Here is a 21,720-nt window from a genome sequence, read left to right as displayed (position 1 = left end):
GGCCGTTATTTTTATGCTTAAACAAAGGTGCAATGTATTCTTTATTATATGCCTATTTAGCAACACTGTAGCTTGTTCCTCTGTCACATTCGGCTCAGGCAATAAGAAAGTTGTGCTCGACCCCAATCCTAAACAACCATGCAGTATTGAAAACGTCAATGTGCCATGCCCAACGCAATCTATTCAGGGAAATTTTTGATTATTGCTAAGTTATAACTAAAACGTTGAAACGCATCGTGAATATTGTTTTAAAATAACGTTTTATATCAATTTTAAACTAATGTAGGAATTTTAATATGTCAGAATTTCAAAATGTGTCAGTAGTACGAGAGGCCAATATTTATTTTGATGGGCAAGTGACTAGCCGCGCAGTTATTTTTGCTGATGGCTCGAGCAAAACCTTAGGTATAATGCTGCCTGGTGAGTATGAGTTCAATACCAGTGAAAAAGAATTAATGGAGATTATTGCTGGTGATTTAGATGTTCTTTTACCCAACTCTCAATGGCAACAGATAAAAGGTGGTGAAAGCTTTGAAGTTCCTAAAGATTCAACGTTTAAACTCAAAATTAATAAAGTTACAGATTACTGCTGCAGTTATATCAAATAAGTTGAATTTAGTTGGCTTTATTAAATTCCTGAGATTACAACTTAAAGTAATGATTAAAACGATGTTATGAATGCCGAGTTCACATGGATGTGATAGAACGGTCCATGGCAGTTTGCATTTCTTCTCCCCAAAAAAACAAAAAAGGACCTATATAGGTCCTTTTGAGTTAACTAACTAATAGTAGTCTATATGTTTCTTAGCTAGCTAAACGCTTTGGGATAACAGCTTCCTCATAAGCGAATACATGAGCTGCTAAATCTAATACTTTGTTTGAATATCCCATTTCATTGTCATACCAAGAAACAAGTTTTACAAACTTATCTGTCATCGCAATACCTGCTTTAGCATCGAACACGCTAGTACAAGATTCACCAATAAAATCATTAGAAACAACCGCATCTTCGGTATAGCCTAAAATACCTTTCATTTCACCCTCAGAAGCTTCTTTAACAGCAGCACAAATATCTTCATAGCTGGCAGAAGTTTTAAGGTTGATAGTTAGGTCGACAACAGAAACATCTGGTGTTGGTACTCGAAATGCCATCCCGGTAAGTTTACCATTTAGTTCTGGAATAACACGTCCAACAGCTTTAGCTGCACCAGTTGAAGATGGAATAATGTTTTGACCAGCTCCACGACCACCACGCCAGTCCTTTGCGCTTGGCGCATCGACTGTTTTTTGTGTTGCTGTTGCAGCATGTACTGTAGTCATTAATCCGTTTTCAATACCAAATTTGTCATTGATAACTTTCGCCAGTGGCGCTAAACAATTTGTTGTACATGAAGCATTAGAAACAATGTCTTCACCTTGATACTCATCAAAGTTAACACCTGAAACAAACATTGGGGTTGCGTCTTTAGAAGGAGCTGACAAGATAACCTTTCTCGCGCCAGCAGCAATGTGCTTACGAGCAGTTTCATCAGTTAAAAATAGGCCGGTTGATTCAACAACTATTTCAGCACCTACTTCATCCCATTTTAAATTCTCTGGATTACGTTCTGCAGTGATACGAACTGACTTTCCATTTACAATTAAAGCATTTTCTGCAACTTCAACAGTTCCCTTAAAACGACCATGTGTAGAGTCGTATTTAAGCATGTAAGCCATATAATCTATGTCGATCAAATCATTGATAGCAACAACTTCTAAATCATTTCGCTCTGCGGCAGCTCTAAATACTAAGCGACCAATACGGCCAAAACCATTAATTGCAATTTTTTTCATGCTTAAAATCCTTATGGAAAATATAATGTAGTAAAATTACAACATTTGAGCGAAATATCAAGCTTTATTTGCGTTTTTGTGTAGTTTTATTAGATTTAAGCTTAATTTGTTTGTAAATATTACAAAATGAAGTGGTTTATGGCAAAATACACTGGTTAATAATAAATTTGATGTAAATGTGGATAATATTTTAAATGTCAAACAATACAAATAAATGTGACATCGGCTTTGTAGGTCTTGGTGTTATGGGGAAAAACCTTGTTCTAAATTTAGCTGATAATGGCTATAAAATTGCTGCTTTTGATTTAGATTCTGAAAAGGTCGAAGCGGCTATCGAACAAGATGTTCTAGAAACAAATAAACAAACTCCTAGAGTTATTGGTTGCTCATCATATACAGAGCTTTTGTCAAAATTAAAAACGCCACACCTTATCGTATTATCGGTTCCTGCCGGTGAGGTAGTAGATCAAGTCTGTCAAAATTTGATCGGCGCGGGCATACAGCCTGATGATATCGTAATTGATACCGGTAATAGTTTATGGACAGATACCGTAAAGCGAGAATCGAACTATCAGGACAACTTTATCTTCTTTTCTTCCGCGGTTTCTGGTGGTGAAGTGGGGGCGCGCTTTGGTCCTGCTTTGATGCCAAGTGGCTCTGCTTATGCGTGGACTAGGGTAAAGCCTATTTGGAGCGCGATTGCTGCTAAAGTTGATTCTGTAACGGGTAAGCCTATTGAGCGTACTGAACCAGGTCAAATTGTAGTAGATGGTGAACCTTGCGCAGACTATATTGGTCCCGCGGGCTCAGGTCATTATGTAAAAATGGTTCACAATGGTATTGAGTACGCTGACATGCAAATGATTTGTGAAGCCTATCATGTATTGCGTGAAGGCCTACAATTTAGCTGTGATGACATTGCTGATATATTCTCCCAATGGAACGAAGGTGTACTTGATAGTTATTTAATGGGCATATCTGTTGAAGTATTACGTCATAAAGACCCTGAAACAGGTTCACACCTGGTTGATCTTATTCTTGATCAAGCGGGACAAAAGGGCACTGGTTTATGGACTGCCGTTAGTTCATTGGAAGTTGGTTGTCCAGCCCCGACAATTTCACAAGCGGTTTATGCTCGTTCAATTTCAGCATTTAAAACCTTGCGTCAGCAGACATCGAAAACACTTTCTGCGCCCCATGTTGAAAGCTATAGCGATACTCAAAAGCAAGAATTGGTTAGCCAATTACATGATGCTTTGTATTGCGCGAAAATTTGTGCCTATGCCCAAGGATTTCAGTTAATGAAATTAGCCAGTGTGGAGCAAAACTGGCAATTAAACTTTGCATCTATAGCTAAAATTTGGCGTTCAGGTTGTATTATTAGAGCTGCGTTTTTGCAATCAATTACCGATGCATTTGAACGCGATGATAAACTGGAGAATTTATTACTAGATTCATTCTTCAGTGAACAATTAAGCAAGTATCAACAAAACTGGCGTTATGCGGTAGCGAAAGCAACCATGATGGGTATCCCTATCGGCGCTATCTCTGCGTCATTAAGTTATTATGATTCAATGCGTAGTGCTGTTCTACCTGCTAACCTATTACAGGGGCAGCGTGATTATTTTGGTGCTCATACGTTTAAACGAGTCGATAAGCCAGCAACGCAAAAGTTTCATGTACAGTGGACATCTCCCGGACGTCCTATAGAGCAAGTTTAAAAGGGTAAACAAGATGAGTGCAGCAGATGACAAGTATAAAGAAACATTATCGGCTGACGCTTTTAAAGTTTGTCGCTTAGGTGCTACCGAATCACCTTTTTCAGGAAAGTATTATGATCATTGGCAGCAGGGCAGTTATGTTTGTGCGTGTTGCCAAGATCATTTATTTTTAAGTTCGTCAAAATTTCAGTCCGGTTGTGGCTGGCCAAGTTTTTTTGAGGCAATAGAAAATAAAGTTTCCTATCTAACTGATAGCAGTCATGGTATGCAGCGTACTGAGATAAAGTGTAAAGCTTGTGACTCGCATCTTGGTCATGTTTTTGATGATGGCCCAGCTCCTACCTTTAAACGCTACTGCGTTAACTCTTTAAGCCTAAATTTTGAAGCCTCTAACGACAGTTAATGTTGTTGTTTAAAAAAATGTAAAAACGTTTTGTAAGTGGTGGAGAAAAGTTACAACATCTATTACAATAGCGTCGAATTTTAATATTGTATTGGTTTTTGCATAAAAGCTACCGATACAATTCCATTTAGTTATAACAATTAAGGTTTACCGAATGACTTCTCAACACGAGGAAATGTATCAAAAGAGCTGGCAGGAACGCCAGGATTTCGCTGAAAGAATGCAACCAATTATTGGACAATTATATCGTAACTTCGGTGTAGAGGTTTCTGTATATGGCCGTCCATTAGTGAATGCTTCTGCAATTGATATTATCAAAGCACATAAATACGTTGGTACTCATGAAGAAACCAAGTTACGTTTACGTGAGAGTTTTCCGTTTGTCGAAGCATTAAGTAAAATGGACTTACGTCCGGCAAGTATAGATGTAGGTAAATTAGCATACCGTTACTTATTCCAAGGCGAAGCCAATGATTTAACCATTGAGCAATACCTTCAAAAAGAGCTTTCGCCATTAAAAGAGCAAGCCGCACCAGCACCTAAAGATGTTGTTTTATACGGTTTTGGTCGTATTGGTCGGATCTTGGCTCGTTTACTTATCGAACGTACTGGCCCAATGGCGAACTTACGTTTACGTGCAATTGTTATCCGCCCGGGTAAAGATGGTGATCTTGAAAAACGTGCATCACTGTTACGTCGTGATTCAATCCATGGCGCATTTAATGGCAGTATTTCAGTTGATGAAGACCAAGGTGCAATTCGTGCTAACGGTGCATACATTAAAGTAATATATGCAAAATCACCTAGTGAAATTGATTACACCCAATACGGCATTGAAGATGCCTTAGTTGTTGATAACACTGGTATTTGGACTGATGAAGATGGGTTAGGTCAGCACCTTCAATCTAAAGGTGTTGGTAAAGTACTATTAACAGCACCAGGTAAAGGCGACATTAAAAATATCGTTTACGGTGTTAACCAAGATATGATCTTGGATGAAGACAAGATTGTTTCAGCAGCAAGTTGTACTACCAATGCAATCACACCGGTACTTAAAGCACTAAATGACAAGTATGGCATTAAAAATGGTCACGTTGAAACCGTTCACTCATACACTAACGATCAAAACTTAATTGATAACTACCATAAATCTGAACGTCGTGGTCGCAGTGCACCGCTTAACATGGTAATCACTTCTACGGGCGCAGCTAAAGCAGTTGCGAAAGCATTGCCAGAATTGAAAGGTTTATTAACGGGTAACGCAATTCGTGTTCCTACGCCAAACGTTTCTATGGCTATTATGAACCTTAACCTCAAAACGGCTACAGACCGTGAAGCATTGAATGATTACTTACGTGGTGTATCACTAGAGTCACCATTGCGTGAACAAGTTGACTACACAGCCTCAACTGAAATTGTATCTACAGATTTAGTTGGATCTCGTTTCGCTGGTGTTGTTGACTCACAAGCAACGATTGTTGAAGACGATCGCGCTGTATTATACGTTTGGTATGATAATGAATTTGGTTATAGCTGCCAGGTTGTTAAAGTGATGCATAAAATGGCTGGTGTTACGTTCCAGAACTTACCAAAGGCATAATTAAACTCATTGTCGTAAAATTCGGTGACAGTTTAAATGTAAGGCTAGTAGCATGTGCTTCTAGCCTTTCTTATTTATCGGGGTAGTGATAATACCAAACGGATTAAATATATAGTCAACTCATTCCTTATGCAGAGCGGTATAATAATGCACAACCATCAATTTTTTCTAAAATTGGAAATAGATTTTATTTAACTGTGGTCTACTAACTAAGCATGTTGTTTTATAGGATTAAAAATTGAAAGGTTTTATCGCTCAGTTATTTATTATCGCACTTGTTGTTAATTTAGTGTCTATGGTTCGTGAGACAAGCATGTTATCTAGTTGGGATAAAGATACTGCGCCCAATTTTGAATTAACCGGGCTTGGCGAAGAACAAACATTTATCTATCAAACACCCAATAGCAAAGAGCACAAAACTGTTGTTTATTTCTTCGCTCCTTGGTGTTCAATATGTCGCATAAGTATTCAAAATTTACAAAGCTTATATGAACGAGATAACAATATTAGCGTAGTTGCTGTCGCGCTGGATTTTGTTAATAAAAAAGAGGTTTCAGATTTTTCAAATAAATTAAACCTGTCTCTGCCGATTTTATACGGCAATGAAGAAGTTAAACAGCGCTATCAAGTCTCTGCATATCCTAGTTACTACGTGGTCAATTATTTGGGTGAAATTGAACATAGATCAATGGGCTATTCGACTGAGTTAGGGCTATTTCTTCGTAGTCGTTAGCGGTATTAATATATATTTGTTTAAGTATTAATCTCTTTACAGTTATAAGGTTAACTTATTGCCAACTTTATCCTCACCTTGCTTTTTATCTAGCAAACACTTGTGTACACTTATTTAAATTTTTAAATAAATAATAGGTTCACAATGCAAATCTCTTCAAATTTTGACAGTGGTAATATTCGTGTCATTAAAGCTGATTCAGCTAACGATATTCAATTGGAAATAAAACTTGATAATCAATCTGAATATTATCAATGGTTTCATTTTAAATTGCACAATAACGAGCGCTGTGAACATAGTTTAACAATTACCAATGCCGGTCAGTCTGCATACGTAGAAGGTTGGAAAGATTATCAAGCGGTAGCGTCTTATGATCGTATTACCTGGTTTAGAGTACCAACCACGTTTGATGGTCAAAACTTAACTATCACGGTTACCCCTGAATTTGATTCAATGTATTTTGCGTATTTTGTACCTTATAGCTATGAGCGTCATCAAGATTTGATCCATCAAGCGCAACTTGATGCTGATTGCCAGTTAGAAGTATTAGGGCAAACGTATGATGGACGTGATATTAGCTTGTTAAGAGTGGGTGAGCCTGAAGAAGGTAAAATGAATATCTGGTTAACAGCTCGTCAGCATCCAGGTGAAACGATGGCAGAATGGTTTATGGAAGGCTTTATAGATCGCTTGTTGGATGAGGATGACGGTACTGCTCGTGCTTTATTTAGTAAGGCGGTTTTTTACATGGTGCCTAACATGAATCCTGATGGTGGTTACCGCGGCCATTTAAGAACTAATGCGCTTGGCGTTAATTTGAATCGTGAATGGCAAACGCCTTCAATGGAAAAGAGCCCGGAAGTTTATCTTGTAACCGAGAAGATGAAGCAAATTGGTGTGGATATGCATCTAGATATTCATGGCGATGAAGCGTTACCGGTAAATTTTGTTGCTGGTTGCGAAGGTATACCTTCTTATAGCGAGCATCATAAAATGTTAGAAGAAAAGTTTAAAAATGTTCTTTTAGCTATTACACCTGAGTTTCAAGATAGTCGGGGTTACGATAAAGACGAACCTGGAAAGGCCAACTTAACGGTTGGCTCAAACTGGGTAGGTGAACAGTTTAAATGTTTGGCATATACCGTTGAAATGCCATTTAAAGATAATGATTTATTGCCTGATCCTTTAGTGGGTTGGAATGATAATCGCAGCAGCATCTTAGGTAGAGATACTTTGACAGCTATCTATCATGTTGTAGATGATCTAAGATAAGTTATCTGGCCTGTTTTTGTTATTACAAGAACAGGTTAATCCTCACTGGTCAATGGCGTTACTTGTGAGGAAATTAATACAAACCTCCACACATACTTTTAATGAAATCAGTGTGGATAAATAACAATAATTAAAATAATTTTTTAGGGGTTTACTTTGCTAGAGTTTGTTAATTTTATAAATGGGATCATTTGGAGCCCTGCGTTAATATACCTATGTTTAGGCACTGGCCTGTTCTTTTCATACAAAACCCGCTTTGTACAAGTGCGTTTTTTCAGAGAAATGTACCGACTACTGTTATCAGGTAAAAGCTCTGAGAAGGGGATTTCATCTTTTCAAGCATTAGCCGTTTCATTATCTGGCCGAGTTGGTACCGGTAATATTGCCGGTGTTGCTGCAGCTATTGGCTTTGGTGGCCCCGGCGCAGTATTTTGGATGTGGGTGGTCGCATTTTTAGGTGCATCTACAGCGTATGTTGAATCAACATTGGCGCAGATTTATAAAGAAGAAGATGAAGGCTCATACCGTGGTGGTCCAGCTTACTATATTGAAAAAGCAATGGGCCAAAAATGGTACGCATGGATATTTGCCATTGCTACAATTTTAGCTTGTGGCGTTATGCTACCTATGGTGCAATCTAATGGTATTGGTGAAGCTGTAGAACAAGCATTTGGGACAGCGGGTACTCTTGATACTGCATTAGGTGTAATTAGTTATGCCAAAATTTATACGGCTACTGCAGTTGTGTTATTGCTAGGGTTTATCATATTTGGTGGGGTTAAACGTATTGCTCACTTCACCCAGATCGTCGTTCCTTTTATGGCGCTTGCGTATATTTTAGTGTCTCTGATAATTATTGGTTTAAACATAGATCAATTGCCACATGTATTTATGCTAATTATTGGTGATGCATTTACTCCTATGGCTGGTGTAGGCGCTGCAATTGGTTGGGGTGTTAAGCGTGGTGTTTATTCGAACGAAGCAGGCCAGGGGACAGGTCCGCATGCTGCAGCCGCCGCTGAAGTAGACCACCCCGCGCAACAAGGTTTAGTACAAGCCTTTTCTGTTTATATTGATACCTTATTCGTTTGTTCAGCTACTGCATTTATGATCCTTATTACTGGCGCGTACAATGTTCATGGTGTAGGTGACGCATTTATTATCCAAAACGTAGCTGCAGAAGTTGCTGCCAACAGCCCTGCATTTACTCAAATGGCAGTAGACAGTGTTTTTGTTGGTGTAGGTAAACCGTTTATCGCTATTGCTTTATTCTTCTTCGCCTTTACCACTATCTTGGCTTACTACTTTATTGCGGAGAATAATGTTTATTACATTCACCGTACGTTAAAAATACCAGGTTTAACGTTTTTATTAAAAGCCGTTATTATGAGTGCCACGTTTTACGGAACAGTAAAAGCTGCTGATATTGCATGGGGAATGGGAGATATTGGTGTTGGCTTAATGGCATGGTTAAATATAATCGGCATCTTAATTATTTTCTTTATGTCTAAACCTGCGCTCAAAGCATTAAAAGACTATGAAGAACAACGTAAAGCTGGCGTTGAAAAATACACATTTGACCCGAAAAAGCTTGGTATTAAGAATGCCGAACTATGGGAAAAGAAACTTTAAGTTGTAATTCAAGCTTATTTATAAAAAACGTCCAAAAGGGCGTTTTTTTTTAGGCGTTATTTAGGTAAAATTAACCATCCAATGCAAAGAGGTTATTATGGCATTAATTAATTGTCCCAAATGTGCAAAGCGTATTTCATCGAAAGCAGCAGTGTGTAACCATTGCCAATGTGTTTTGGCTGAATTAAATGAAGAACAACGAGTAAATATGCAACAATTAACTCGTCTGGAAGTTTCACAAAAATTAATGAATCAGTCAATGGTCGCTATGCTGTTATTTTGTGGCGGTTTTGGTTTCATGTTTTGGGGAGAGCCTTCACCAGAATCATGGCAATATAGTGTCGCTACAGGAACCGCCGTATTAGGTTTTTCTTGGTATATAGTAAATCGTGTTAGAATTTTAATGTTAAAGAAGAAGTAGAGTAGTCATGGATCTTTTTGAAGTTGTCGATAATATGTCGATTGAAATGTATGAACGTCTTAAACATGCCGCTGAAACGGGTAAGTGGCCAGAAGGTACACCAGTTGATCAAGCGCAAAGAGATTCAGCTATGCAATTGTCTATGGCTTATCAATCTAGACACTTAAATAGTGATGATATTCTTACTATTGGCAGTGATGGCGGTATTGTGCATAAGAGCAAAGCCGAATTAAAAAAACAATTCAAACAAGCTGCTCTAGCTGTAAATTCTGATAATAATAATGATATAGCCAGGTTCAAAAACTTATGATCTTTAGCAAATTATTCAAAGCGAAATGGCAACACAAAGATGCCAATGTACGTATACAAGCAATTCAAGAATTTGATTTAGATGAGCAAAATAATATCGATATTATTAGGCAAATTATCGCTAATGATTCAAGCGAGTTAGTCTGTCGCGCAGCGTTGTTGAAATTAAATGAATTCGAACAATTTCGTAGCACAGCCTTTGAACACAATAAATTAAATATTCGCCAGTTCGCGCATGAACGCTTGCAATTGCAAATCTTAAATTCCGCAACTATTACTGTCGAGCAAAAGTTAAGTTATTTAGAACAATGCGAGAAAACCTCATTTTTTGAAAGCTGGTTAATGGTTGAACATGAACATCAGATATTGCAGGCATTAATTGCGAAAGTTAACAAACCGCATATGCTAACTCAGTTTATAGTTAAAACTGATAATATTGATTTACAGCATGAAATCTTAACTGGTATCGAGGATATCAATTTACTCGAGAAATTATCCAGAAAACTCAAAGATGGTAAATTTAAAACTGAACTTGTTAACAAGCTCAATAATCTTCTAGCACTTGCGGCTAAGCCCGAAAAAATAAGAAAACAATTACAATTACTTTTATCAAAGTTACTTGCTTTAAAAGATTTACAAGACTTTGCAGACATGCAGGCGCGTAAACGTTCTTTAGAAGAAGAATGGCAAGCGGTAGTCACAGACTTCGTTCACTTAAGTGCAGAAGAAAAACAGCAATACCTTGATAAACATGAACATATTCAACAGCAGTTGAAAAAGCATTTTGGTCAACGTGAAGAAGCTTATCTACATCAGCAATTTATTAATGAGCAAACAGCTAAAGAGCAAGCCGAAAAGGCCGAAATAAAGGCTGAGATAGCGTTAATCTCTCAGCAAATTAGTGAAGCCGTTTTTGAAAACACCGAATTAGATGAATTTAAAGTCAGCCAACATCTAGATAACATAAATAAGCAAATAGAGTCATCAACTGTAGCAGATACAGAGAAAGACAGCTTATATAAGCAAGTTAAAAGTTTACATAAAAAGCTCAACCAACTGCCTGAAGTGGCGGAGTGCGTAAGCAGTGCAACCTCACTTATATCTAAATTATCTACGTTAGCCATACCTGAAACAATAGAAGAGCTTAATCTTCGTAAACCTGTTTTTGAACAATGGCAACAGCAATGGCATCAAATAAACGATTTGGCTAACGATGTGTTGCCGCAATCCATTATTTGTGCCCGAGATGAATTACAAGCAAGTTGGACTAAAGCTCTTAAGCCGCTGGTAAAGCAGCAGCATGTAGCTTTTGAACATTTCCGTAAAAAAGTTTCAGAACTAAAACGCTTGATGGCAAACGGTAAGTACAAATCGGCTTTTGGCTTACACAAAAAATTAACTTATTTAATAAAGGATTTATCTGCTAGTCAGCAACAAAAAATCGTTGCTGACTTTGAAAGTGTTACAAGCAAAATCACAGAGTTACATGAACTTGAAGCATTTATCGTAACCCCTCGTAAACAAGAAGTATTAGCAGAGATCAAAGCTCTTATTGAGCAACCGCTAGATAATCCAATGGCACAAGCTGAACAAGTTAAAACATTCAGGAAGCATTGGAATGCTTTAGGCCATGCAGATGAAGCGTTAGATAAAGAATTAAATACTGAATTTAATAACGCTTGTGAGCTTGCTTTTGCTCCATGTAGGGCTTTTTATGCGGAGCAAGCAAATATACGAGCAAATCATTTAAAGCAAAAAGTGGATGTAATCGAAAAACTTGATGCGTTGTTAATTCAATCGAATGCTGAACAAGTAAATTGGCGAGAAATTGATAATCAGCTACATAAACTATTAAAAGAATGGCGTAATTCTGGTGAAGTAGACCGGACGGAATATGTAAAAATTCAACCAAAATTCAATGAATTAGTAGAACCACTGAAAAAAGCTATACATACATTTCATCACGATAATGCGGCATTAAAACAACTATTAATTAATAAAGCCAAGCTGCAACTAGATAATGAAGATGTATTTTCAGCAATCAATGAACTGAAATCACTGCAGCAAAAGTGGCAAGATATAGGTCATGCAGGCCCTAACAAAGAAAACAGTTTATGGATGACATTTAGAAAAATAAACGATCAGATGTTTGCCAAACGTAATGACATTAAACAACAAGAGCAAGTGCAACTAAATGCTCGAACTGAAGAGTTTGCAGCGCAATTAACTACATTAAATAACGCATTAAACTCTGCTGTAGAAATTAAAGTTCAACAAAATCTACTTGTTGAAATTGAAACATTGATCAGTAGTTTAAAAGACACAAAACCTTTACTTAAAACATTATTGAATCAAGCAATAAGTGCTGAAAATAATGTGAAAGCAAAGATTAAAGCGTCTCAAATTACAGCCAAACAGCAAGTATTTGTTAATTTATTTAACGTTATGGCAGAAGAAACAAATGAGGCAAATCTTACTGAGAACAGTTATTACCAAGCTTTACCAACAAGTTGGCAAAAGGCGATACAATTTGCTTTAAACAAAGAAGCCAATAAAACTCTGCGTGAACAGCTTACTTTAGAGCTTGAAATTCTTGCAAATGTCGAATCACCAACAGAGTTTGCTGAGCAAAGGCTAGCTGTTCAAGTTCAATTGTTGTCAGATAAAATGATGCAGGGTGAAGAGGTGAATGTAACCACAAAGTTAAAACAATGGTTAAATTGTGGGCCTTTAAGTGAAGAAGAGCAGCCTTTACTTGACCGAGTAAGACCAATTTTTATTAGTTAACTTTTATAGTCCCTTCAATCTGTGAATGTTCTAAATATAAATAACTACTTGATCCCGGCGCAAGTCGGGAACTTTTTTAGAATATAATGTGCCACGAAACAATCTTTTCCTAAAATATATGTACCGGATTTTGCCAGTATGATCGTTGTTTTTCTAGAATTGTATATCAGCTCCTAGCATTTTATAAATGCCAAAGCGTTACTAAACCTAAACCACATAAAGCGAACTGGCTGAAGGATAAATCGTATTTTTGACTCAATCCGACCCAATTAAAAGTGCCTTTAACGCTCACTTGTTAATACTTAAATCGCATATTATGCACATACAAAATTAAATGTTGCACACCCAAGATTTATTCCGTTAAACTCAGTAAAATAATGCTCGTGATGAGTAGCTTTAAACCCTAACTTTTCTAACACTGCTTTTGATACAGGGTTATTGTCCAATACTTGTGCCTTTAGCTCCTTTATTGAATATGAGGTATTTGCTGTTCGAATTAACTCTGCAAGACAGTAACTGGCATAACCTTTGCCAATACTATTTTTTGCCACACGGTAACCAACAGAGCAAATTTTGTTTTTAGTATCTATACCTTTAAGGTTCCCTCGTGCTACAACTGCACCTTTTTCAATAAGCACACCGGAATAAGCTCTGCCTAATTTTGCATCCGAAATGCAAGTTGAAAAATGTTTGTTAAATCCATTATCTGTATAAAAGTCATTTCCTCTTGAAGCTATTAATGTTTCAAACCAATCTCTATTTTCTAACTCAAATTGGAATAGTAAATCTGCATGTTTATTTGATAATGTTTCGAATCTCACAACTTAAACCTGTATGTACGATGATGTACTAAGTACATAATATATGTATGTATAAAATAAAAAATCGAGGAAAAATCCTCGATTTTAGTTTAGCAAGATTTTTAGTCTTGCTTGGGTGTGACTTACTCTGTTAATTCATTTCACAAGTTAAACAGACTGAATAAATACCCCTGGGATCATTCAATTGGTTAATGCTTTCAAACTCATTAATCATTTTCATAATACGTTGCTTTAAAGTAGGATTAGCTAAGCTTGTCATTGGTGATTCAGATTCAGGTAAAAATGTTTGTGCAGATTCAAACATGTTTCTTAAGAACATATCTTTTGCACTAAGCTCTTTTTCAACGAGCCAAGTATCGTAAACCTTTAATCCTGCTCGATCAGCTGCAGCAATAACGGCATCATCGAGATTCCCTAATTTATCGACTAAACCAAGTTCTTGGGCCTTAGCACCAGTCCAAACCCGGCCTTGAGCAATTGCGTCTACTTCTTCTAACGTCATTCCTCGATTTTCCGATACTAACGTTATAAATTCTTTATAGCCACGGTTAATGCTTGCCTGAATAATGTTACCTATGTCTTTATTTAATGGCCGGCTAACGCTAAGCCCCGCCAAGTCGGTTGTACCAACACCGTCAGTATGAATGCCTATTTTATCAAGAGCACGTTCGAAGGTTGGAAACATGCCGAATATACCTATAGATCCGGTGATAGTATTTGGCGATGCCCAAATTTCGTTTGCCGATGCAGAAATCCAATAACCACCTGATGCAGCATAGTTTGCCATTGACGCGATAACTGGTTTTCCTGCGGCTTTTAATAATTCAACTTCTTGACGAATAATTTCTGAGGCATAAGCACTGCCGCCACCGCTGTCGACTCTTAATACAACAGCTTTAACTTTATCGTTTAAACGAGCTTTTCTTAAAAGTTTAGCCGTAGAGTCCCCACCAATAGTGCCTGGATCTTGATCACCATTTAAAATAGTACCTTTAGCAACAACAATTGCGACTTTATCGGTCATAGGGTTAACAACAGGGAAAGGTGCTTTATTAGCTTTTAAGTAGTCTTTATAACTAATCTGGTTATATTGATCACCAGCATGAGCTTTGCCAACTTTATCTATCATTGCAATGCGTATTTGTTCACGTGTTCTAAGTTCATCAACTAAACCGCTTTGGAGGGCATAAACGGCAAAACTACCTTCGGCTTGTTCAAGCTTAGCTAATAACCCTACCGCAGTTTCATCAAAGTCGTTCATGTCGATATTACGATTTTCTGCAACGTCATGTTTATAGCTAGTCCAAAGTTGTGTAAGCCATTCTTTGTTGGCTTCCTTTGCCTCTTCAGACATGTTGTCACGAATGTAAGGTTCTACTGCAGATTTATATGTTCCTACTTTAAATACATGCTGAGTAACATTAAGTTTTTCCAAGGCTGCTTTGAAGTAAGTTCTATAGCGGCCAAAACCTTCAAGTACTATTGCGCCTTCTGGGTTAATCCATACTTTATCGGCGTAAGACGCTAAAAAATATTGATCTTGAGAGAAGTAATCACCGAAGGCGACAACTTCTTTTCCTGATTGTTTAAAGTCATTAATAGCTGCGCCTATCTCTTGTAAGTGATGTAAACCAGCACGTTTAAGATTTTGTGGGTATAGAACCAATGTTTTTATTCGATCATCATTCTTAGCTGTCTTAATCACATTTTTAATATCTGTGATTAACATTTCAGGATTTTCTTCTTTTTGATTAAACGCTTCTTGCATGATAGCGTCGGCCGGGTCAACTTCATGTTTTTGTTCAACAATTGTACCGTAAAAGTTTAGCACTAACGCGGTTTCATTGGGGATTTTAACTTCGTGGGAATCATCGGTTAATACACTATATAAGAAGATCAAAAAGCCAAAAAAAACTAAATTTAAAAACACCTTTCTAGAAGTGTTTATTATCGCCCATAACTTTTTCAATACTTTTTTAATAACACTTGGTTTTTCAGACATATATCCTCACGTCTTGTTGAAAATTCTACTTATCTTAATATACATCGCAATCAATAAAAGATCTTTGCAAACTATCATTTATTAAAAAATACTTACAATTAAACACACAAACTGAGTAAATATTGGTTTATTAAAAATGTATGAAATATAAATTGAACTACAATGTTCTTATTAGTTATTGAAAAAAAGAAATAAAACTAATTTAAAGGACAATTATGAATATTATAAATTTATACAACACGGTTGTTGATAAGTTACTTAAGCTTGATGCAATACCTGCTTTATTATTAAGGATCTTTTTAGCGCCAGTATTTATTATTGCGGGCTATAACAAGATGCAATTAAGTAATAGCGAGCTTGATCTTTTTGAACAAATTATGGTTAAACCCGAAATTGTACAATGGTTTGGCAATGCCGAGTGGGGCTTAGGTTTACCGTTTCCAGATTTGTTAGCTAATTTAGCCGCATGGACAGAGTTTTTTGGCGGCTGGCTATTATTAATAGGCCTAGCAACACGCTTATTTAGTATTCCGTTAATGATTACTATGATTGTTGCTGCAACCACGGTTCATTTAGACAATGGCTGGTTTGCGATTACTCCGACCAATCCAGCAACCAGTTCTGCCCAAGTTTTTTCTTGGGTTGGCTTTGAAAGTGCAGATAATAGTTTACAAAATAGTGAAGATGCGGGAACAAGACTAACCAAAATTAAAGAAATTGTTGATCAAAATGGTAATCCCGATTGGCTGTATGAAAAAGGCAATGTGGTAATACTCAATAACGGCATTGAATTCGCTTCTACCTATTTTATTATGTTATTAGCATTATTTTTTATTGGTGCAGGTCGATATGTGAGTTTAGATTATTGGCTTTTTAAACCAGAAGAAGATGATTTAAAAAAAATCGAATAAATATTACTTAAACAGATCATGTTTACCTGGCCTGCAATTGTTGAATATTACTATTCAGGCCTTTTTATGTTAATTTATAACATCGATTTCTTTTTCAAATTTACTATATGTCGGCAATTGAATTTTTATTAGCAAGACAGTCAAATGGCTTCTTAGCAGAACCTGCGCCATCACCTGAACAATTAGATAGCATTTTTGCTACTGCCATGGCGGTTCCCGACCATGCAGGTCTAAACCCTTATAAATTTCATCAAATACAAGGTGCTGGTTTAGCTAAGTTAACCAGTATTTATGTACGCGCGATTAAAGCGTTAACTGAGGATAATGTTAAAATTGCCAAGGCCGAGAAAATGGCCTATCGAGCACCGTTACTTATTGTGGTATCAACTGATTATAAACAACACCCGAAAGTGCCTAAACAAGAACAATTAGTTACAGCCGGTTGTGCTGCTCATGCCATACAAATGGCAAGTACCTCTCTAGGTTATGGTGCAATGTGGCGTACGGGAGATGTGGCATATAGCAATGTGGTAAAAGATGGTCTCGGGATTTCTGCAGAAAATGATATCGTCGGCTTTATTTATATAGGTACTAAAAGCCGAGAACTAACAAATAAATCAAGAAAGCCAGTTGCGGACTTTATTGATAAGTGGCTGTGATCTATGACTCCTGCAATAAATACTGCGAATAAGCATAAAATAGATTACACAATCCATCACTACATTCATAATGAAAACGCTTTGTCCTATGGCCTGGAAGCCGCTGAAAAACTTAACGTAGCTGCCAACAGGGTATTTAAAACCTTGGTGGTTGTTAATGAACAAAATAAATTGCTGGTTGCCATTGTACCGGTGGAGCAGCAATTAAACCTAAAACGATTCGCCAAAGCGAGTAAATCAAAAAAAGTAGCAATGGCAGATCCGAAAGCTGTCGAAAGAAGCTCTGGCTATGTATTAGGTGGAGTCAGTCCATTAGGACAAAAGCGATTATTACCTACCGTAATAGATGAAAGCGCCGTACTTCATCAATCTATTTTTGTTAGTGCTGGCAAGAGAGGTTTAGAAATTGAAATTGCTCCCAACGATTTAAGTAAACTGTTGAATTCTTCATTTCACTCTATCACTTAATGTAGTCCAACAAAGTTGAATTAGCTTTGCTATTTTAAAGATCAAAAAAAGGCGCATAGCGCCTTTTTGGATTTAAAACTGATAATAATGCGCTGCAGAATTATTAATAATCTGCATTGTTTGGTGTACGAGGGAATGGGATCACGTCACGTACGTTTTGCATGCCAGTTGCATAAACAACTAAACGTTCAAAACCTAAGCCGAAGCCAGCGTGAGGTACAGTACCATAACGACGTAGATCGCGGTACCAACTATAATCCGCTTTATCTAAGCCCATTTCATCTAAACGCATATCAAGTACATCTAAACGTTCTTCACGTTGTGCACCACCAATGATTTCACCAATGCCAGGAGCAAGTACATCCATAGCAGCAACTGTTTTACCGTCATCATTTAAGCGCATGTAAAACGCTTTAATGTCTTTCGGGTAGTTCATTAATACTAATGGGCCTTTAACATATTCTTCAGCAAGGTAGCGTTCGTGTTCAGAATTTAAATCTACCCCCCATTCAACCTTGTTTTCAAATTTCTTACCACATTTTTGTAAGATATCGATTGCATCAGTGTAATCCATACGAACAAAGTCAGAATCAACAACTGATTGCAGACGGTCAATAACGGTTTTATCAACACGCTGTTGGAAAAAAGCCATATCATCTGGGCGTTCTTTTAAAACAGCTTTAAAGACATAACGTAACATTTCTTCAGCAAGTGTTGCTGCATCGCCTAAATCAGCAAAGGCAATTTCAGGTTCCATCATCCAAAACTCAGCTAAATGACGCGAGGTATTTGAATTTTCAGCACGAAATGTTGGTCCAAAGGTATAAACCTTAGACATGGCACAGGCAAGTGTTTCAGCGTTAAGTTGACCAGATACCGTTAGGAATGTTTCTTTACCGAAGAAATCTTCTGTGTAATCAACGGCACCTTTATCATCACGAGGTAAGTTTTCTAAATCTAACGTACTTACACGGAACATTTCACCAGCACCTTCGGTATCAGAGCCGGTGATAAGTGGTGTGCTGATCCAAAAGTAACCTTTTTCATGCATGAATCGGTGAATAGCTTGTGCTAAACAGTTACGTACGCGAGTTACGGCGCCACCTATGTTTGTGCGATTACGTAAATGCGCTTGTTCACGTAAGAATTCAATTGAATGACGTTTTGCTGCCATAGGATAAGTATCAGGGTCTTCAACGAAACCAAGCACTTCAACTTGTGTGGCTTGAATTTCAAACGATTGCCCTTTACCCATAGATTCAACTAACGTACCCGTCACAGCAACAGATGCGCCAGTTGTTAATTTTAAAACTTCTTCTTCGTAATTATTCAAATCACTTGGTACAACTGCTTGAATAGGATCGAAACACGAACCATCGTGAATTGCTAAAAAGGAAATACCGGCTTTAGAGTCGCGGCGGGTTCTGATCCAACCCTTTACTGTTACTGTATCGCCAACAGCTGATTTACCCGCTAGGGCATCAGTAATTGCAGTAAATGTCATTATTGACCTCATTTTATTTTGAATAATTATTAAATTAATAGCTGCATATAAATTTTAATATAAAATATGCACTTATTGGATTGATGTATTTTACCTACGCTCAGCGTAGACTCAAGTAATACTTAACGTTATCAGCCAATTTTTCGGCAAAATAGCTTTATTTATTAAAAACTTCAGCACATTGAACTACTTCAGCGATTGCGCTGGTTAATTTCGTCAATTCAGTATTATTGATCACAAACGGTGGCATGATATAAATAAGCTTACCAAATGGTCTTATCCAAACACCAAGTTCAACAAATTTTTGTTGAATAATGGCCATATTTACTGGGTACTTAGCTTCAATTACGCCAATGGCACCAAGTACTCGAACGTTTGCTACGTTGTCATGTTTGGATAATGGCAAGAGTTCTGCGTTTAATTGTGATTCAATATTACTTACCTGATTTTTCCAATCGTTTTCAATAAGCAAATCTAGACTCGCATTTGCCGCCGCGCATGCGAGTGGGTTGCCCATAAATGTTGGACCGTGCATAAATACGCCAGCTTCTCCTTCACTAATGGTTGTAGCAACATGATCAGTACATAGAGTCGCGGCAAGTGTTAAGTAGCCTCCGGTTAAGGCTTTACCTAAGCATAAAATATCAGGGCTGATATCTGCATGTTCGCAGGCAAATAACTTTCCACTTCGGCCAAATCCAGTGGCAATTTCATCGGCAATCAGCAACACATCGTATTGATCACATAATGTTCGGCAAGCTTTTAAAAATTCAGGGTGATAAAAACGCATACCACCAGCGCCTTGCACTATTGGCTCTAGTATAAGTGCAGCGATATGATGATGGTTATCACTAAATTGCTGTTTTAAACTGTCTAAGTCTGCTTCATGCCATTGCTGATCAAAACCAATTTGTGGAGCATCAGCAAAAAAGTTTTCAGTGATAAAGCCGCTGAATAATTGGTGCATACCATTAACAGGATCGCAGACTGACATCGCGGCAAATGTATCGCCATGGTAACCATTTTTAATGGTCAGCATTTTGTTTTTATTAAGTTTACGTTTACTGTGTTGGTATTGGATAGCCATCTTGATAGCAACTTCAACCGCAACTGAGCCACTATCAGCAAGAAATACTTTATTTAATCCTTGTGGTGTTAAGCTGATAAGCTTTTCGGCTAATTCTATCGCCGGAGTATGGGTTAAGCCGCCAAACATCACATGTGAAAACTTATCAATTTGAGCTTTCATCGCTGCATTTAACACTGGGTGATTATAACCATGCACGACTGACCACCAAGAAGACATACCGTCGATTACTTTTTCACCGCTGGCTAAATGTAAATATACACCATCAGCGTGTTCTACAAGATAAGAGGGTAAGGGAGAATTCATTGAAGTATAGGGATGCCAAAGATGTTCTTGGTCATACATCAAAATGGCTGTATAATTTTTAACCATAGGTAAACAAATAAACTTTTAGTTAGTTGACAGGATGATTGAGAAAGTTAGACTACCTATTAAACGCAATACTTGCAATAACTTATATCCGTTACATTCACAGAGAATTTTATGTCTATTAATGCCATTGTCCGAAACGATTGGACCGTATCTGAAGTACAAGCACTTTTCAATTTACCGTTTAACGATCTAATGTTTCAAGCACAAACAGTACATCGCGCCAATTTTAATCCAAATGAAGTACAAGTAAGCACTTTATTGTCAATAAAAACAGGCGCATGCCCAGAAGATTGCAAATATTGTTCTCAAAGTGCCAGATACAGTACCGATGTTGATAAAGAAAAATTAATGGAAGTAGAGAATGTACTGGAAGCGGCTAAAAAGGCTAAAGCACAAGGCTCTACTCGTTTTTGTATGGGGGCTGGGTGGAGAAATCCAAAGGCAAGAGATATGCCTCATATTGTAAAGATGGTCGAGGGAGTTCGAGAATTAGGACTGGAAACCTGTATGACGCTTGGAATGTTGTCAAAAGAGCAAGCTGATACGCTAAGTGATGCAGGTTTAGATTACTACAATCACAACTTAGATACGTCACCTGAGCATTATAACCAAATTATTACAACGCGAACTTATCAAGACAGATTGAACACCTTAGACAATGTACGTGGATCTGGCATGAAAGTGTGTAGTGGCGGTATTATGGGCCTTGGCGAAACTTCAGTTGATCGGGCATCATTATTAGTACAACTCGCCAATCTTGATAAACAACCAGAAAGTGTGCCAATTAACATGTTGGTTAAAATTGATGGTACACCGTTAGCTGATGTTGCAGATTTAGATAACTTCGACTTTATTCGCTGTATCGCTGTTGCCCGTATTATGATGCCAGGATCTCACGTTCGTTTATCTGCAGGACGTGATGCTATGAATGAGCAAATGCAAGCAATGTGTTTCCTTGCCGGTGCAAATTCTATTTTCTATGGCTGTAAATTACTGACTACTGATAACCCTGAAGCTGATGCCGATATGATGTTATTTAAAAAGTTAGGTATTAATACAGAACGATTAAACGCACAAACAGAAGGGCAACAAGCCGACGAAGAATATGCCCTAAGAACAGCTATTGTAAACAGTGAAAACAAAGACTTGTTTTACGACGCAACTGCTAAGTAAGTTCAGTTAGTT

At 37.4% G+C, this 21,720-nt stretch carries 19 protein-coding genes; 14 read left to right on the top strand and 5 right to left on the bottom strand.

Annotation, left to right across the window (positions count from 1 at the left end):
• Window positions 1-296 precede the first annotated feature (296 nt).
• Window positions 297-608 (top strand): pyrimidine/purine nucleoside phosphorylase, encoded by a 312-nt coding sequence (gene ppnP / locus RI844_RS04145; protein WP_348397204.1) that lies wholly within the window; start codon window positions 297-299, stop codon window positions 606-608.
• Between the two features lie 196 nt (window positions 609-804).
• Here the strand turns inward: ppnP and gap are convergent, their stop codons facing one another.
• Window positions 805-1,833, bottom strand: coding sequence for a type I glyceraldehyde-3-phosphate dehydrogenase (gene gap, locus RI844_RS04140; RefSeq protein WP_348397203.1), 1,029 nt, complete (start codon window positions 1,831-1,833; stop codon window positions 805-807).
• A gap of 194 nt (window positions 1,834-2,027) precedes the next feature.
• Here gap and gndA point away from each other — a divergent pair, with 194 nt between their 5' ends.
• The 9 genes from gndA to RI844_RS04095 all read left to right on the top strand — a co-directional run bounded on the left by gndA (window position 2,028) and on the right by RI844_RS04095 (window position 12,711).
• Window positions 2,028-3,554 (top strand): NADP-dependent phosphogluconate dehydrogenase, encoded by a 1,527-nt coding sequence (gene gndA / locus RI844_RS04135; RefSeq protein ID WP_348397202.1) that lies wholly within the window; start codon window positions 2,028-2,030, stop codon window positions 3,552-3,554.
• 13 nt (window positions 3,555-3,567) lie between these two features.
• Window positions 3,568-3,957, top strand: a complete 390-nt coding sequence (msrB, locus tag RI844_RS04130) for a peptide-methionine (R)-S-oxide reductase MsrB (RefSeq protein ID WP_348397201.1) — start codon at window positions 3,568-3,570, stop codon at window positions 3,955-3,957.
• Between the two features lie 154 nt (window positions 3,958-4,111).
• Window positions 4,112-5,557 (top strand): glyceraldehyde-3-phosphate dehydrogenase, encoded by a 1,446-nt coding sequence (locus tag RI844_RS04125; RefSeq protein WP_348397200.1) that lies wholly within the window; start codon window positions 4,112-4,114, stop codon window positions 5,555-5,557.
• A 238-nt stretch (window positions 5,558-5,795) separates the two neighbouring features.
• Complete coding sequence (locus RI844_RS04120) at window positions 5,796-6,290, top strand: TlpA family protein disulfide reductase (RefSeq protein WP_348397199.1); 495 nt, start codon at window positions 5,796-5,798, stop codon at window positions 6,288-6,290.
• 144 nt (window positions 6,291-6,434) lie between these two features.
• On the top strand, window positions 6,435-7,562 hold the full coding sequence (locus RI844_RS04115) for a M14 family metallopeptidase (protein ID WP_348397198.1): 1,128 nt from the start codon (window positions 6,435-6,437) through the stop codon (window positions 7,560-7,562).
• 156 nt (window positions 7,563-7,718) lie between these two features.
• The gene (locus RI844_RS04110) at window positions 7,719-9,194 is read left to right on the top strand and encodes an alanine/glycine:cation symporter family protein (protein ID WP_348397197.1); all 1,476 of its coding nucleotides are present in this window, start codon (window positions 7,719-7,721) and stop codon (window positions 9,192-9,194) included.
• A 97-nt stretch (window positions 9,195-9,291) separates the two neighbouring features.
• Window positions 9,292-9,615, top strand: coding sequence for a hypothetical protein (locus RI844_RS04105; RefSeq protein WP_348397196.1), 324 nt, complete (start codon window positions 9,292-9,294; stop codon window positions 9,613-9,615).
• A gap of 7 nt (window positions 9,616-9,622) precedes the next feature.
• Window positions 9,623-9,925, top strand: a complete 303-nt coding sequence (locus RI844_RS04100) for a YeaC family protein (protein WP_348397195.1) — start codon at window positions 9,623-9,625, stop codon at window positions 9,923-9,925.
• Window positions 9,922-12,711 (top strand): DUF349 domain-containing protein, encoded by a 2,790-nt coding sequence (locus tag RI844_RS04095; RefSeq protein ID WP_348397194.1) that lies wholly within the window; start codon window positions 9,922-9,924, stop codon window positions 12,709-12,711. Before RI844_RS04100 ends, RI844_RS04095 begins: the two co-directional genes overlap by 4 nt.
• A gap of 314 nt (window positions 12,712-13,025) precedes the next feature.
• Here RI844_RS04095 and RI844_RS04090 read toward each other — a convergent pair whose 3' ends face one another.
• Window positions 13,026-13,532, bottom strand: coding sequence for a GNAT family N-acetyltransferase (locus RI844_RS04090; protein WP_348397193.1), 507 nt, complete (start codon window positions 13,530-13,532; stop codon window positions 13,026-13,028).
• Window positions 13,533-13,662: 130 nt separating this feature from the next.
• The gene (sppA, locus tag RI844_RS04085) at window positions 13,663-15,534 is read right to left on the bottom strand and encodes a signal peptide peptidase SppA (protein WP_348397192.1); all 1,872 of its coding nucleotides are present in this window, start codon (window positions 15,532-15,534) and stop codon (window positions 13,663-13,665) included.
• 215 nt (window positions 15,535-15,749) lie between these two features.
• Between sppA and RI844_RS04080 the strand changes: the two genes are divergently transcribed.
• The 3 genes from RI844_RS04080 (at window position 15,750) to ybaK (ending at window position 17,572) form a co-directional block, all read left to right on the top strand.
• Complete coding sequence (locus tag RI844_RS04080) at window positions 15,750-16,445, top strand: HvfX family Cu-binding RiPP maturation protein (protein ID WP_348397191.1); 696 nt, start codon at window positions 15,750-15,752, stop codon at window positions 16,443-16,445.
• Window positions 16,446-16,552: 107 nt separating this feature from the next.
• The gene (locus RI844_RS04075; RefSeq protein WP_348397190.1) at window positions 16,553-17,104 is read left to right on the top strand and encodes a nitroreductase family protein; all 552 of its coding nucleotides are present in this window, start codon (window positions 16,553-16,555) and stop codon (window positions 17,102-17,104) included.
• Between the two features lie 3 nt (window positions 17,105-17,107).
• The gene (ybaK, locus tag RI844_RS04070; RefSeq protein ID WP_348397189.1) at window positions 17,108-17,572 is read left to right on the top strand and encodes a Cys-tRNA(Pro) deacylase; all 465 of its coding nucleotides are present in this window, start codon (window positions 17,108-17,110) and stop codon (window positions 17,570-17,572) included.
• A 103-nt stretch (window positions 17,573-17,675) separates the two neighbouring features.
• Here ybaK and asnS read toward each other — a convergent pair whose 3' ends face one another.
• Both asnS and bioA read right to left on the bottom strand, forming a co-directional pair.
• Window positions 17,676-19,076, bottom strand: coding sequence for an asparagine--tRNA ligase (gene asnS, locus RI844_RS04065; protein WP_348397188.1), 1,401 nt, complete (start codon window positions 19,074-19,076; stop codon window positions 17,676-17,678).
• Window positions 19,077-19,233: 157 nt separating this feature from the next.
• Window positions 19,234-20,535, bottom strand: coding sequence for an adenosylmethionine--8-amino-7-oxononanoate transaminase (gene bioA / locus RI844_RS04060; RefSeq protein ID WP_348397187.1), 1,302 nt, complete (start codon window positions 20,533-20,535; stop codon window positions 19,234-19,236).
• A gap of 111 nt (window positions 20,536-20,646) precedes the next feature.
• Here bioA and bioB point away from each other — a divergent pair, with 111 nt between their 5' ends.
• Window positions 20,647-21,708 (top strand): biotin synthase BioB, encoded by a 1,062-nt coding sequence (gene bioB, locus RI844_RS04055; protein ID WP_348397186.1) that lies wholly within the window; start codon window positions 20,647-20,649, stop codon window positions 21,706-21,708.
• Window positions 21,709-21,720 lie beyond the last annotated feature (12 nt).

This window comes from Thalassotalea fonticola, assembly GCF_032911225.1.
GTDB lineage: Bacteria > Pseudomonadota > Gammaproteobacteria > Enterobacterales > Alteromonadaceae > Thalassotalea_A > Thalassotalea_A fonticola.
The sequence above is the reverse complement of the archived record's forward strand: the minus strand, read 5'-3'. Positions and strand labels throughout refer to the sequence as shown.